The organism is Streptomyces thermoalcalitolerans (assembly GCF_039525155.1).
Lineage (GTDB): Bacteria > Actinomycetota > Actinomycetes > Streptomycetales > Streptomycetaceae > Streptomyces > Streptomyces thermovulgaris.
The window spans coordinates 90,199-104,144 of sequence record NZ_BAAAHG010000010.1 but is presented as its reverse complement, the minus strand read 5'-3'; the positions used below and the strand labels follow the sequence as shown (position 1 = coordinate 104,144).

The 13,946-nt window shown below is 70.7% G+C and carries 14 protein-coding genes; 12 read left to right on the top strand and 2 right to left on the bottom strand.

Annotated elements, in window-relative coordinates; translation table 11 throughout:
* Window positions 1-417: 417 nt before the first annotated feature.
* Genes ABD224_RS08945 through ABD224_RS08930 form a run of 4 tightly spaced genes read left to right on the top strand, consistent with a single transcriptional unit; the run spans window position 418 to window position 4,101 of the window.
* Window positions 418-654: a hypothetical protein gene (locus tag ABD224_RS08945; protein ID WP_344048764.1), complete on the top strand. Its 237-nt coding sequence runs from the start codon at window positions 418-420 to the stop codon at window positions 652-654.
* Window positions 655-694: 40 nt separating this feature from the next.
* A complete protein-coding gene (locus ABD224_RS08940) occupies window positions 695-1,609 on the top strand; it encodes a phosphate ABC transporter substrate-binding protein (protein WP_344048762.1) in 915 nt (304 codons plus the stop codon).
* A gap of 3 nt (window positions 1,610-1,612) precedes the next feature.
* A complete protein-coding gene (gene pstC, locus ABD224_RS08935) occupies window positions 1,613-3,424 on the top strand; it encodes a phosphate ABC transporter permease subunit PstC (RefSeq protein WP_344048759.1) in 1,812 nt (603 codons plus the stop codon).
* Window positions 3,412-4,101 (top strand): ATP-binding cassette domain-containing protein, encoded by a 690-nt coding sequence (locus ABD224_RS08930; RefSeq protein WP_344048757.1) that lies wholly within the window; start codon window positions 3,412-3,414, stop codon window positions 4,099-4,101. The genes pstC and ABD224_RS08930 overlap by 13 nt, the downstream gene beginning before the upstream one ends.
* 26 nt (window positions 4,102-4,127) lie before the next feature.
* Here the strand turns inward: ABD224_RS08930 and ABD224_RS08925 are convergent, their stop codons facing one another.
* Window positions 4,128-4,598 carry an ArsR/SmtB family transcription factor gene (locus ABD224_RS08925; protein WP_425580945.1) on the bottom strand — a complete coding sequence of 157 codons (471 nt, stop codon included), beginning with the start codon at window positions 4,596-4,598 and terminating at the stop codon, window positions 4,128-4,130.
* Between the two features lie 600 nt (window positions 4,599-5,198).
* Between ABD224_RS08925 and ABD224_RS08920 the strand changes: the two genes are divergently transcribed.
* Window positions 5,199-5,657 (top strand): ArsI/CadI family heavy metal resistance metalloenzyme, encoded by a 459-nt coding sequence (locus ABD224_RS08920; RefSeq protein ID WP_344048755.1) that lies wholly within the window; start codon window positions 5,199-5,201, stop codon window positions 5,655-5,657.
* Between the two features lie 17 nt (window positions 5,658-5,674).
* On the opposite strand, the gene ABD224_RS08915 is transcribed toward ABD224_RS08920, so the two are convergent.
* Window positions 5,675-5,896: a universal stress protein gene (locus ABD224_RS08915; protein ID WP_344048836.1), complete on the bottom strand. Its 222-nt coding sequence runs from the start codon at window positions 5,894-5,896 to the stop codon at window positions 5,675-5,677.
* A 943-nt stretch (window positions 5,897-6,839) separates the two neighbouring features.
* Between ABD224_RS08915 and ABD224_RS08910 the strand changes: the two genes are divergently transcribed.
* The 7 genes from ABD224_RS08910 to ABD224_RS08880 all read left to right on the top strand — a co-directional run bounded on the left by ABD224_RS08910 (window position 6,840) and on the right by ABD224_RS08880 (window position 13,941).
* The gene (locus ABD224_RS08910; RefSeq protein ID WP_344048752.1) at window positions 6,840-7,493 is read left to right on the top strand and encodes a CBS domain-containing protein; all 654 of its coding nucleotides are present in this window, start codon (window positions 6,840-6,842) and stop codon (window positions 7,491-7,493) included.
* Between the two features lie 451 nt (window positions 7,494-7,944).
* On the top strand, window positions 7,945-8,184 hold the full coding sequence (locus ABD224_RS08905; RefSeq protein ID WP_344048750.1) for a hypothetical protein: 240 nt from the start codon (window positions 7,945-7,947) through the stop codon (window positions 8,182-8,184).
* A 4-nt stretch (window positions 8,185-8,188) separates the two neighbouring features.
* The gene (locus ABD224_RS08900) at window positions 8,189-8,647 is read left to right on the top strand and encodes a CBS domain-containing protein (protein ID WP_344048748.1); all 459 of its coding nucleotides are present in this window, start codon (window positions 8,189-8,191) and stop codon (window positions 8,645-8,647) included.
* Window positions 8,637-11,486, top strand: coding sequence for a cation-translocating P-type ATPase (locus ABD224_RS08895; protein WP_344048746.1), 2,850 nt, complete (start codon window positions 8,637-8,639; stop codon window positions 11,484-11,486). The genes ABD224_RS08900 and ABD224_RS08895 overlap by 11 nt, the downstream gene beginning before the upstream one ends.
* The gene (locus tag ABD224_RS08890; RefSeq protein WP_344048744.1) at window positions 11,483-12,142 is read left to right on the top strand and encodes a potassium channel family protein; all 660 of its coding nucleotides are present in this window, start codon (window positions 11,483-11,485) and stop codon (window positions 12,140-12,142) included. Before ABD224_RS08895 ends, ABD224_RS08890 begins: the two co-directional genes overlap by 4 nt.
* Window positions 12,139-12,810 (top strand): potassium channel family protein, encoded by a 672-nt coding sequence (locus ABD224_RS08885; protein ID WP_344048742.1) that lies wholly within the window; start codon window positions 12,139-12,141, stop codon window positions 12,808-12,810. The genes ABD224_RS08890 and ABD224_RS08885 overlap by 4 nt, the downstream gene beginning before the upstream one ends.
* Window positions 12,811-13,122: 312 nt before the next feature.
* Complete coding sequence (locus tag ABD224_RS08880; RefSeq protein WP_344048834.1) at window positions 13,123-13,941, top strand: universal stress protein; 819 nt, start codon at window positions 13,123-13,125, stop codon at window positions 13,939-13,941.
* Window positions 13,942-13,946: the final 5 nt, after the last annotated feature.

The following is a 13,946-nucleotide window of genomic DNA, read 5'->3' as shown; positions in this document are numbered from 1 at the left end:
GTCCGTCTGCCGGGCGCCGGCATCGAGGCCATGCTGTGTGAGCCCGCCGCCTGCTTCGCACAGCCCTGGGCCCGTACATCCCGTCCGCAGACGAGGCCCGCATCACCCTCCATGGCCTGCCGCCCGATCCTCCGGGAGCACCTGGTGCTTCATCAGCGGGTCCCCGCACACCGGTCACACCGCCGACGGGATGTGCGCCCCCTCTCGCGGCGTCCGGTCATGTCCGGTTCACCGCACCCCCGCCAAGGGAAGCCCCGGAGCCCGGACCACTGAACCCGGTTCCTCACTCCGGCACACCGGCGTCGAAGAGCCGCCGTCCATCTGCGCCAGATCCACCGCAGCCTGCGCGGGCAGCCCCCTCAGGGCACTGCTGTCTCGCGTTCACCTCAGGGCACCGCCACCCCCGAAGGATCTGCCATGGAAGTACTCGTATGCGTCGTGCTGCTCGCCCTGGCCACCGCCGGGCGAGCCGACGGCGTTCCCCGTCTCACCGCTGCCGCTCTCGTCGGTACCGGCGCCTTCCGCAGAAGGCCGGCACCGGCCGCTCAGGTGTCCGCCGGTGCCGGCTCCGGCACGGCGCGCACTGGTCCGTCCCGCACACCGCAGGACTTCGCGACCGCCTGGCGGACATTCCCCCAGTCGTCGCCCCCGTGACCTTCCAGGACTCAGGGACACCCCACTCACCTCATCACACATGCCGCGATCACGCACGACGAAAGAAGGTCCCCCAGTGGTGTTCAGCAAGAAGCGCCGTCTCGTATGTCTTGCCTCAACGGCTTTGATGGTCATGTCCCTCGCGACGGCGTGCGCGGACAAGAAGGGCGGAGCAACAGGTGCTCTCCAGGTCAGCGGGTCGACCACGGTAGCACCCGTGGCCGCGGATGCGGCCCAGGCACTCAAGGCCGAGGGGCTCGACATCACCGTGGCCACCCAGGGCGGGTCCGCCGGCGGCATCTCCCAGCTCGCAGCGGGTCAGATCAACATCGCGATGACCTCCAAGCCGTTGGCCGACGAGGACAAGGCCGCCCACCCCGACACGGACTTCCACCCCATTCAGATCGGTGCGGACGCCGTCGGTGTCATCGTCACCAAGCAGGTCGCCGACGGCGGCGTGAAGAACCTCACCGCGACGCAAGTACGCCGCCTGTTCGAGGGGAAGATCACCAACTGGTCCGAACTCGGCGGCCCGGACCTCAAGGTCTTCGTGTACGACAAGGAACCCGGGCGCGGTACGCGGGAGGTGCTCGACAAGTACCTCTACGGGGAGGAGGAGCCTCCGCCGCCGCCCAAGTCGGGCAACTTCGCCATCGTCGGCGGCAATCTCGAGACCCGCAACAAGCTGAAGTCGACCCCCGGCGCTGTGGCACCGCTGTCCACCAGCTTCATCGAAGGACACAACGATCTGCAAGCGGTGACGCTGGACGGCGTCGCACCGACCGCCGAGAGCATCGCCTCCGGCAAGTACCCCATGTCCAGGCCGCTTTACTTCCTGACCGACGGTGAGCCGAAAGGAAATGCCAAGAAGTTCATCGACTACGTCCTGTCCCCCAAGGGCCAGGCGCTGATGACCAAGCACGGCTACCTGACTCTCGAGCAGATCGGGAAGTAGCCGATGAGCACCAGCACACTGACCCGGCAACCGGTCACGCCGGATCCGGACACGCGCCCTCATCCGTCGAAGTGGGTCTGGGGTTGGGTGTACGCCGGAGCCTCGTCCGTGGCAGCCCTGCTCCTGGTGCTCGTCGGGTACCTCGGTACAGGAGTCGGCAGTGGCGAGGTCGACTGGCCGACGCTGCTGACCGAATCCGCTTGGAGCCCGGCCAGTTCCGTTTACGGCGGCCTGGCGATGATCTACGGCACAGCCGTCGTCTGCGTCCTCGCCCTCGTCCTCGCCGTACCCGTCGGCTGGGCAGCCGCTGTCGCGCTGTCGGAGTACCTCCCGCCCCGCGTGGCCCGGCCGTTGCGCCTGTGCGTGGAACTGCTCGCCGCTGTGCCCTCCATCGTCTACGGTCTCATCGGCATCATCGTCATCCGCCCTGTCATCGCCCGGCTGGCCGACGTACCGGGCGGTGACAGTCTCGTCGCCGCCGGCATCGTCCTCGCCGTCATGATCACTCCAACGATCGTGGCCGTCAGTGTGGACGCGCTCGCCGCAGTGCCCGACCGCTACCGGGAAGCCGCCTTCTCCCTCGGTCTGACCCGTCGCGAAGTCATCCGCTCAGCCGTATTGCCGCTCGCACGGTCAGGCATGCGGGCAGCCGTTCTGCTCGGCATGGCCCGAGCGCTCGGCGAAGCCATCGCGGTCTTCCTGGTCGTGGGCAGAGCCGACGGGCGGCTCCCCACCAGCTTCGGCAGCTTCCTCGACTCGTTGGTCCATCCTGGTCAGACGCTGACGACGAAGCTGGCCGGGCCGGAACCCGTCCTGGCCGGCACCTCCGGCCCCCACTTCGCGGCTCTGTGCGGACTCGGTTTCATCCTGCTGGCGCTGGTGGCCGCGGCGACGTTCTGGGGCACGCGAGGCCAGAGGCACAGCACGACGGCCAAGCGCACCCCCCGGTACCGGGCCTCGACCCGGATGCGTGCGCAGCGGGATCAGCTCGCGAAGGCACTGCGGCTGGGAGCCTTGTTGCTGCCCGGCGTCCTTCTCGTGGGCATGCTCGCTCTTCTGGTGACGCGAGGAAGCAACGCGTTCCATCCGTCCTTCTGGTTCACCTCGGCAACAGGGGCGGCCGGTGGAGGCGTGCGCGACCAGATAGCCGGCACACTCCTGCTGGTCGTCACGGCGGGCCTTCTCTCCCTGCCGCTCGGCTTCGGCGCCGGCATCCTGATCGGTGTCCACGCGTCCACCCGCACCGCACGGCTGCTCCAGACCCTGACGGTCGTTCTCGGAGGTGTGCCGACCATCCTGCTGGGACTGGCCGGATTCGTCATTCTGTCCACCGCCATGGGGTGGGGCAGGTCCTGGTTGGCAGGAGCCATTGTGCTCGTCCCCGTCGTCGTGCCTGTGATCGCGCTGTCCACCGCCGCCCGGGTCAGGAGTCTGCCGTCCGAATTGAAGGAAAGCGCGCTGTCCCTGGGTCTGACCCGTGCTCAGCTCATCCGGTCGGTCGTCGTTCCCTACGCCTGGCCCGCCACGGTCACCGGCCTGCTCCTCGGTCTGGCCCGCGCGGCCGGCGAGACCGCTCCACTGCTGTTCACCGCCACCGTCTTCTTCGGGGCTCCCACGCTGCCGAGCGGCATCGTCGAGTCTCCGGTGCAGGCACTGCCGACCCACATCTTCACCCTCTCCCAGGACTCGGGTGATCCTCAGGCGGTCGCCCAGGCATGGGGAAGCGCCATGGTCCTGGTCCTCATCACCGCAGTCCTCCTCAGCGCGGCGGTCGCGCTGCGCAACCGCTTCGAAGGAGAGCGATGGACAACATAATCACCGTGCGCCAGCTCCGTGTGCACAGCCGTGACAAGACCCTGGTCGGTCCTGTCTCCTTCAGCCTCGGGCCAGGGTCCACCACCGGCCTGTGCGGGCCATCGGGCGCCGGCAAGTCCACCGTTCTGCGTGCTCTGGTGGACCTGCTTCCGAACGGGCTCACCAGAGACGGTGACCTGCAGGTGCTGGGACGGACGATCGCACCGGGCAAGGGAGACGCCAACCTGCGGGCCAAGGTGGTGCTCGTACCCCAGACACCCGTGGTTTTCGGCGGCAGCATCATCGACAACGCGCTCTTCGGGCTGCGGCACGTCCTGCGGGCTCCTCGAAAGGTTCTGCGTGAGCGAGCGGAACAAGCGCTGCACGAGGCCGGGTTGTGGAAGGAGGTCTCCGACAGGCTCGATGCACCGGCCCACACCCTGTCCGTGGGACAACGGCAGCGGCTGTGTCTCGCGCGTGCACTGGCCCTGGAGCCGGCAGCGCTTCTCCTCGACGAGCCCACCAGCGCACTCGACGAACAGAGCCGGGACACAGTCGAGGAATCGATAGCAGCGCTGCACGGGCGCCGCGCGGTCCTTCTGGTGTCCCACGACCCGGCCCAGGTGGAACGTCTGTGCGACACGATCATCCGTCTGGACCAACCCACGGCAACTTCCCCCACCGTCACGGTCTCCTGATCGCCACAAGCCCGGGAGGGCACCCCTCAACACCCTGTTCTCCCGGTTCCTCCAGCCCCGCACCGCAGTGCCTCGGCCGCCATGGTGCGGGGCTGGAGTCTGCCCCCACGGCGCGATCCGGCCTGTTGAACACCCATCTGACTGCGCTGATGCAGGATCTGCCTCAGCACTGAGCGGACCCCTTCACTCAGGCGGCAGTGGACGAGGCGGCCCTCACGCCGGCTCTCGATCAGACCGGCGCAGCGCAGCCGCTTGAGGTGGTGGCTCACCGTCGCCTGTGACACCCCGACATCGGCCAACTCGTGCACGGCGACCTCGGTACCTCGACGCTCGGCCAGGTGCATCAGCAACCGCAGGCGGACCGGGTCGGACAGCGCCTTGAACAGGGCGGCGATCTTCTCGGCGTCAGCAGCGGACAACGGCTCCTGCCCCAGCGGCGGGCAGCACTGCAAGGGCGTGGAGACATCGGCCACGGAGCGCGGAGCCAAATTAGACATGCCTCTATATTGAAGCCCATCAAATCAACTGGCAAGAGTGCCGCACACCCCGCCACGAACGCCACGAAGAAGATTTGACAAATGTCTATATTGACAAACATCAATCAAGGAGGCGTGCTGATCTGTATCGACGAACATCAACGACCCCACCGGTCCGGCCGCCGGCGCCGTCGTGCACGAGGGGACACGCATACGCTTGTCCTCCCTGCGGGGAGCACGGCCGCCCCAAGCTTGCTGTCCGCCCGGTCGGCATCAAGAGCCACGGCCACGCCCCCGCTTTCCTGCCATGACCGGCTACGAGCAGGTCCGCTCCGCGGCGGCCGCCCTCACTGGCGGCACGGACACCGCCGACCGTATGGAACCGCCCCTGCCGGAAACCCGCACATGCGACGGCACGGACTGTTCGGCACCCCGGCACCGCCGGGGCGGACATGAGAAGGCTGCTGCGCCGTCCCGACCCTGCAGCCGATCCAGCTCGCTCTCGCCTCCGTCGGCCCCACCGTCTGACAGGCAGTTGCCGTGACGCCTGATCGCGCCCCGCCTCGGGATCGCCTCGATCCGAGGATCCGTCCCTTCCGAAACCAGCAGGAGGAATGCCTCGTGTCCCGAATACAGCTCGCTCTGCGCGTCCCCGACCTGCGCGCAGCCATCACCTTCTACAGCAAACTGTTCGGCGTCGAGCCGGCCAAGCTCCGCGACGACTACGCCAACTTCGCCATCGCCGACCCCCCTCTCAAGCTCGTTCTCATCGAAGGAACAGCAGGCGAGGACACACGCCTGGACCACCTCGGCGTCGAGGTGGCATCCACCCAGGAAGTGAAGGAGGCAGCCACTCGGCTCGCTCAGGCCGGGCTGGCCACCGTCGAGGAGAGCGACACCACCTGCTGCTACGCACTCCAGGACAAGGTGTGGGTGCGCGGTCCCGGCCAGGAACCATGGGAGGTGTATGTCGTCAAGGCAGACGCCGACACCCTCGCCAAGCAGCCGGCCGACCCCTGCTGCACCCCGGGCGACACCGCCGTGCCCGAGCAGCAGCCTGCGACAGCGAACTGCTGTTGACCATCCGATGACTCGTCTCAATGCCTGACAGCGCGCGGATGCGGCCGACTTCGATCAACGGCTGCATCCGCGCGCGCCACGGCAAAGAGGCCGACGGAACCCAAGGCGAAGCCGTCGGCAGCACCCAGGGCCCGGAAGCTCAGCACCAGCAGGTCGGCGTCCTTCGCCGCCTGGCGGAGCACTTCGACGGGACGGCCGGGCACACGCTCGATGATCACTTCAACACCGGCATGGCGCAGCCGCAGGCCTTCGGCGGATTAACCGAACAATTGCTCGATCCAATCCCGGTCGGTCTCCGCACCGGGGAACGGTACCTGCGCCAGAAGCTGCCGGACATGGAAGTTTCAGCGGTACCCCGCACGGCCCGGCCTCGCGCGCGCCCATCCGGCAGCGGCCCGGCTCTCGGATCTCGGACGAGCCGTCGAGGCCCACCGGTGACGGTGCGCGGCATGGTCTCCACCTCCTGCCGCAGGTGCGGACAGGCCCCGGTCACCCGCGTCTCGCCGGCTCTCCCGCAGTCCTCCGACAGGCCCGGCCAGGTGGGGCCGAACGGCCCCAAGGTGGTCCGAACGTCCTGATCCGCCCCGGCGGAACCCCCTCGTCCCGCGGACCGCCCCCTTGGCCGGGCACCGAGCGCTGCGGGCCGATCGGTCCTCCTCTCCCGCGGGCGGGTCCCTCGAAGCCGGGAGGGGAGGAAGAGTTCGGGCTGGTGAGCAGCGCAGGACCGGGCCGTGGGTGCGGCCGGGCCGCGGAGCCGGGAAGAACGGCTGTCGTGTCTCCGCCCTTCTCGGTCCTGTCCCCGCATTGGGGCCGACCGGCCCTGGTGGACCAGAGGTTCCGGTGGTGTACTGGTATCAGCGGGAAGGACCAATGGGAGACGCGGAGAAGCGGCCGGCAGCCGCGCACCGCGCAATCCGGATCCACGAGAAGCGGATGTCCTTCCCGCCTCGTCCTGTCGCCCTCGCTTCGCCCGGCAAGGACACCCACCGCGGTGATGAAGGGACCCTCCCGGTCCCGGCGAGACGCCGGTGGCCCCGGCGGCTCCCGCCGTGCGGATGCGGCCGGGGTACGAAAAGCACGGACACTTGCGACGCTCTCCCTTCACCGCGGTTGCCCTCGGCATGCGGAGGAGGCGGACCGCACAGGCGCCCGGCCCAGCCGGGGAAGTTCGAGGAGGAGAGCATGCACAGCAGCCCGCACCAGGTCGGCGACGTGATGACACGCGCCGTCGTAGCGGTGGGCCGCAAGGCTCTGTTCAAGGACATCGTCGAGCGCATGGTGCGGTGGAAGGTCAGTGCCCTTCCGGTGCTGGAGGGCGACGGCCGGGTGATCGGGGTGGTCTCCGAGGCCGATCTGCTGCCCAAGGAGGAATTCCGGGACAGCGCCCCGGACCGGTTCACCCAGCTGCACCGGGCGACCGACCTCGCCAAGGCCGGGGCGGTCTCCGCCGAGGAGCTGATGAGCACGCCGGCTGTCACCGTCCACACGGACGCCACGCTCGCCGAGGCGGCACGCATCATGGCTCTGCGGCACGTCAAACGGCTGCCCGTGGTGAGCAGCGAGGGTGTGCTCGAAGGCGTGGTCAGCCGGGGTGATCTGCTGAAGGTGTTCCTGCGCACGGACAACGAACTCGCCGACGAAATCCGCCGTGACATCGTCGACGTCCTCTTCCCGGCCCCGGTCGAGCCTGTGCACATCATGGTGACCGACGGTGTGGCGACCCTGACCGGGCGCGTCGGGGACTCCGCTCGCATTCCGCTGGCCACGCGCCTGGTCCGGGGCGTCGAAGGGGTCGTGGACGTGGACTGTCATCTCACCGCCGCCGACACCGAATGATCTGCTTTTTCCCCCACACACCCGATCTGCTTGATCCCCTCTGGTTCTCTTGGCCTTTGGATTCTCTTGGCCCTGAGGAGGCCGGCGGCTCGGGTCAGGCGTGGACGACCCGCAGGGGCTTTCCGGCGTGCGGCGGCGTCGAAGGCGAACTCCAGCAGCGTGTCGTCCGGGCCGATCGATGTCGAGGCCGAGCACGACGGGCCGGAAGAGGCCGTGGTGGACGGCACGGCCGTGGACCTGCGCCACGAAGCGGTCGTCGGGTGTCCCGTCCACGTGCCCGCCGACGCCTCGGCGCATGTGCGGGGCCCGGTGGTGGTACCCGGGGGCGCGGAGGCTTCGCCGGCACGCTGCCGGGCTGGGCCGGCCAGGGTGTGCCGCACCGCGCCGGTCGCCCTGTCCTCGCCGTCCCGGCACATGGATGGGCCGCCCGACGGCACGGAGGGAAACCACCATGCCCGCACACCCCCCTGAGGTCAACACCGTCAAGGCGCTCGTCGCGGGCGCCGCCGCGACGCCCTTGCCGCACAACGCGCAGCCCTGGCTCCTCCGCTGCCCGCCGGTCGTGGGCGTCCCGCGCCCGTACGCCGGCCCGGAGCGCACGCTCCCGCGCACCGCCCCCGGGAAGCGCGCCCCGCACACGGGATGCGGCGCCGCACCGCTCGACCCGCGCGTGGCCGCCGCGGAGGAGTAGCCGTATGAAGGTCTCCGACGTGATGACCGCCCCTCCGGTGTGCGTGGCACCCCACGACCGGCTGGCCGAGGTGACCCGGCGGATGGCCGAGTGCGCCGTCGGGTCCGTCCTCGTGGTCGAGGACGGAGCACTGCACGGCATCGTCACCGACCGCGACCTCGCCATACGGGGCATGGGCGGCGGCATGGGCGCGAAGGCCCGGGTGGACGCGATCATGTCGCCACACGTCGTCACGGTCGAAGCCGCCGACGACCTTCAGGTGGCCTACCGGATGTTCCGTCGCACAGGGGTCCGCCGGCTTCCGGTCCTGGACGCGGGCCGGGTGGTCGGTGTGCTGACGATCGACGACCTGTTTCTCGACGTATTCCGGCGGCTCGCCGACCTGCTGGGCCCGGTCGCCTGGAGCATCCTTCAGGAACCGCCGGGGCCTCCTTCGGAGCCTGGAGCCCCGCATGCGCCCTGAACCGGCTCGGCAGGAGGCGGCCGCGCTCCGCGGGGGCGGCCCGCCGGCGGGCGTCACGGCGACGGCGCCGCCCCCGGACCGGCAGGAGGTCTCCCCGTCGTCCATCCCCGCCCTTCCGGTTCCCGACGTCTTCGCCGCCCTGGGGAGCTCCCCGCGCGGTCTTCCGCCGGACGAGGCCGCCGCACGGCTGAACCGCCACGGCCCCAACGACCTGCCCAGCGCGGGTCACGGTCATGTGTGGCACCGACTGGTCGCGCAGTTCACCGACCTTTTCGCGGTCGTCCTGCTCGTCTCCTCGGCGATCACGTTTCTCGCGTATGTGCTGGGGCGGCCCCGGGACCCGGCCACCCTCCAGCTGGCCCTGGCGATCCTCGGTGTGGTGCTGCTGAACGCCGGCATCGGTTTCGCACAGGAGTACTCCGCCGAACGCACGGCGGAGTCCTTGCAGGCGATGGTGCCGCACACCTGCCGTGTGCTGCGCGGCGGGGAGCGGCGGGAGCTGTCCGCGCGGGATCTGGTGCCGGGCGACGTGGTGATTCTGGAGGCAGGGGACGCGGTGCCGGCCGACTGCCGGCTGGTCGAGGCGCAGGAAGCCGCCGTCAACAACGCCGCGCTCACCGGCGAGAGCGATCCCGTCGCGCGGGTTGCAAAGCCCGTCCCGCCGGGACCGCCGCTGGAGGCACGCAACTGCGTCCTCATGGGCACCGACCTGGTCGCGGGCACGGGAAAGGCCGTCGTGTTCGCCACGGGTACGGCCACCGAGTTCGGGCGGCTGTTCCGGCTCACCGCCGCCGCCCCGAGGCAGAAGACCCCGCTGCAACGCCAGGTCGCCGTCATGGCCCGCCGGGTCGCGGGTGTCGCACTCGCGACGGGAGCGGTCCTGTTCGCGGTGCGCGCGCCCAGCGGGCAGCCGTTCGTCGACACGTTCGTCTTCTCGCTGGGCGTGATGGTCGCCCTCGTGCCGGAGGGGCTGCCGGCCACGCTCTCCGTGTCCCTGGCGATCGGTGTCCGCCGCATGGCCCGCCGGCACGCGCTCGTCAAGCAGCTGCTCGCGGTGGAGGCACTGGGGTCGACCAGCGTGATCTGCACCGACAAGACGGGCACCCTCACCCGGGCCGAGATGACCGTCGTACAGCTGTGGGCGGACGGTGTGTCGCACGCCGTGACCGGGGTGGGGTACGCGCCGGCCGGCGAGGTGACCGACGCCGGGCCCGTACGGGAGCTGCTGCGGGCGGCGGCCTTGTGCGGCAACGCCCGGCTGGTGCCGCCGGCCGGGCGGGACCAGTGGCGGGTGCTGGGAGACACCACGGAGGGAGCCCTGCTGGTGGCCGCACTGAAAGCCGGTCTGGATCCGGCGAAGGAGGAGGCCCTGACGCCTCGGGTGGCGGAACATCCCTTCGACTCCGCGCGCAAGCTGATGAGCACCGTGCACCGCGACGGTGACGGTACGTACTTCGCGTACGTCAAAGGCGCACCGCTCGAGCTGCTTGCCCGCTGTGCGGCCGTCGACCGGGGCGGCACGCGAACGCCTCTGACGGACGCCGTCCGCGCCCGTGTGGCGGCGGCCGCGGACGGCATGGCCGCACAGGGCCTGCGCGTCCTGGCGGTCGCCCGCCGACGGGTCCCCGGTCCCCGACCGCCGCAGGGGGAAGTGGAGTCGGAGCTGACGCTGCTGGGGTTCGCCGGGATGTACGACCCGCCCCGGCCGGAGGTCAGGGACGCGGTGGACGCGTGCCGGCGGGCCGGCATCCGCATCGTCATGGTCACCGGCGACCACCCCCTGACCGCGGAGGCCGTCGCCCGCCGCGTCGGCATCGTGCGCCGGGCGACCCCGACCGTGGCGACCGGCACCCAGCTGGACGGGCTGGACGCCGACGGCCTGGACGCCCTGCTGGCAGGTTCCGCCGAACTGCTGCTGTGCCGGGTCGGTCCCGAGCACAAGGCACGGGTGGTCACGGCGCTGCAACGGCGCGGTGAGGTCGTCGCCGTCACCGGCGACGGGGCCAATGACGCCCCGGCCCTCAAGCACGCCGACATCGGCGTCGCCATGGGCGCCTCCGGCACCGACGTCGCCCGTGAGGCCGCCGTGATGGTGCTGCTCGACGACTCCTTCGCCTCCATCGTCACCGCGGTCGGACTGGGCCGCTCGGTCTACCGGAACATCCGCAAGTTCCTGATCTATCTCTTCAGCCACAACATCGCCGAACTCGTGCCGATCCTCGCGGCGACCTTCGCCGGGTTCCCGCTGGTGCCGATCACGGCCGTGCAGATTCTCGCCATCGACCTCGGCTCGGACGTGCTGCCCGCCCTGGCACTCGGGGCGGAACCGATGGAACCCGACGTCATGAACAGCCCGCCGCGGCCCCGCCGGGAACGGCTCTTCTCGACGGCTGTCATGGGCCGCGTCCTCTTTCTCGGCGGCATCCAGGCCCTCGGCGTGTGCGCCGTCTTCTTCTGGCACATCCACGCCTCCGGCGTCCCCTACGCGGACTTCACCAAGAGCGACCCGGTCTACCGGCATGCGATCACCATGGTCCAGGCCGGCATCGTCGTCAGTCAGTTCTTCAACGCGCTCGCCGTGCGCACCTCCCGGCAGAGCGTCTTCCGGGCCGGCCTGCTGACCAATCCCTGGCTGCTGGCCGCCGGCTGCTCCGGCATCGGGCTGATGGCCGCCATCAGCTACGCGCCACCGCTCCAGGCGGTCTTCCGCACCGCGCCGCTGACACCCACCGACTGGGCGGTCCTGGCCGCGTTCGGAGTGCTGCTGCTGGCCGCCGAGGAACTCCGGAAATGGGCGTTGCGGCACCGGAGGACATCCCCGAAGGGAGGAACGCGATGAGAGTGATCATCGCGGGCTGCGGCCGGGTCGGGGCCACCCTGGCCATGCGGCTCGTCACCGAGGGCCACGACGTACGGCTCATCGACCGCCGGCCCAAGGCGCGCACGATGCTGCCCCCGGGCTTCCCGGGCGCCTTCCACGTGGGCAACGGCTTCAGCCGCTCCGTACTGGAAACGGCCGGGATCGTCCACGCGGACGCCTTCGTGGCGGTCACCTCCGGGGACAACAGCAACATCGTCGGCGCGCGGACCGCCAAGGAGACCTACCGGGTTCCGGTCGTCCTCGCCCGCATTCACGATCCGCGCCGCGCCGACCTGTGCGGGGAACTGGGAATCCCGACGATCTCCAGCGTCCGCTGGACCGTCAACCGCGTCCACCAGATGCTGCTGCACCGCCATCTCACCCCCGACGTCTCCTTCGGCAATGGCGAGACGCTCCTCGTCCGTTCCCGGCTGCCGTCCTACCTCACCGGGCGGCAGGTGACCGAGTTCGACGTCGACGGCGAGATCCGCGTCGTGGAGATCACCCGTGCGGGCCGCTCGCTGCTCCCCGCCCATGGTGTCCTGGCCGAACCCGGTGATCTGGTCACCTTCGGCGTCGCCGCGACCGCGCTGGGCCGGCTGGGCGGCTTTCTCGGCAGGGAGCTGGGAACGTGAAGGTCCTGATCGCGGGCGCGGGCCGTCTCGGCACCCAGATCGCCCAGGTGCTGTCCGCGGCCCACAACGACGTCACCCTCGTCGAGTACGACGACGGCCGTGTGGCCGAGCTCGAGGACCTGGCGCGTGTGCGCCTGGCGCATGTGCGCCTCCTGGCCGGGGACGCCTGCGAGCCGGATCTGCTGGAGCGCGCGGGAGCCTTCGCCAGCGACCTCGTCGTCGCCGTCACCGGCCGCGACGAGGACAACCTCGTCATCAGCCTGCTCGCCAAGCGGAGGTTCGGGGTGGAACGAGTGGCCGCGCGCGTCAACGAGGCGGAGAACGCCTGGCTCTTCGACCAGCGGTGGGGCGTGGACGTGGCCGTGCCCGCGGCCACCCCGCTGATCTCCCTCATCGAGGAGGCCACCGGTGCCACGGACACCGTGGCGCTGCTGCGGCTGAGCAGGGCGGGCGTCGAGGTCATCGAGACCGCGATCACCGAACGGTCCCGGGCCGCGGGGCGCGCACTCGGCGAGATCACCCTGCCCGCCGGCACCGTGGTCGCCACCGTCGTACGCGGCGGCCGGCCCACGGTCCCCGGCCCCGGGCTGCGGCTGCTGCCCGGCGACGAGCTCCTGCTCGTGTCGCACGAGGCGACCGAGCAGGAGATCCACGCGGCCTTCCAGTGAGCCGGGCCCGGCCCGGTCAGGGGCCCCTGACCACTGCCTCCCGGAGCGCACGATCACGACCGGGCGGGCCGTCGAGGCCCACGGTGACGGCCGGTTGCATGGCGGCGGCCTCCGTCCCGTAAGAAGCTGAAGGGGAAGCTGAAGGGGAGGGTGCACGGGTCCGACTGCGCGGGTGGTCCGGGCGCCGCCCGCGTGCTCGGCGCGGTGGTTCTCCCGCCTCGGGTTTCGGGGATTCCCCGGCCCTCGCCACGGCGTACGGGGCCCCGGAAAGGGGTCGGAGCCGTGGCACGGACAGGAGAGGAGACGGGCGCGGTGACGATTCCTCTCGTGGTGGGTGTCGACGGATCCGAGGCGAGCCTGGAGGCGGTCGACTGGGCCGCCGCCGAGGCGGCCCGGCACGGGGTCCCGCTCCGTCTCCTGCACGCGGCGGCCGGTGAGCGGAAAGCGTCCGACGTGATCAGCACTGCCTCGGAGCGTGCCGGTAAGAGCGCACCAGCGGTGCGGCTGTCCGGCGAGGTGTCGCACGAGGACGCGGTCTCCGCCCTCGTCGGCCATGGGCACGACGCCTTCGCACTGGTGCTGGGGCACAGGGGACTCGGAGGTCTTTCCGGCATGCTCCTCGGCTCGGTCGGCCTCGCCGTGGCGGCACGCGCCGGCTGCCCGGTCGTGGTGGTCCGGGGTGCCCCGGAGCATCGCAACGCCCGTTTCGGATGTGTCGTCGTGGGGGTCAAGGACGGGGAGGGCAGCGGCACAGCCGTGGACTTCGCACTGCGCGAGGCCCATGTGCGACGCTGCCGGCTCGTGGCGCTGCACGCCTGGAGCGCACCGTCCGGTGCCTGTACGACGCCGCAGGCCTCGTCGTGGCAGCTGGAGGCCCACCGGCGCCCGCCCGCCCAAGTGCTCGACGACGCCCTGCGCCGCCCTGCGGAAAAGTACCGTGACGCCGAGGTGAGCCGGCGGCTGGTCGAGAAGCCGGCACGTCCGGCCCTGCTGGAGGCCGCGTCGACGGCGGATCTGCTGGTCGTGGGGGCCCGGCGACGACTTGGCCACCCGGGCCTGCAGCTCGGCCTGATCAATCACGCACTGCTGCATCACGCACCGTGTCCCGTCGCTGTCGTCCCCCAGAGGTGACCGCA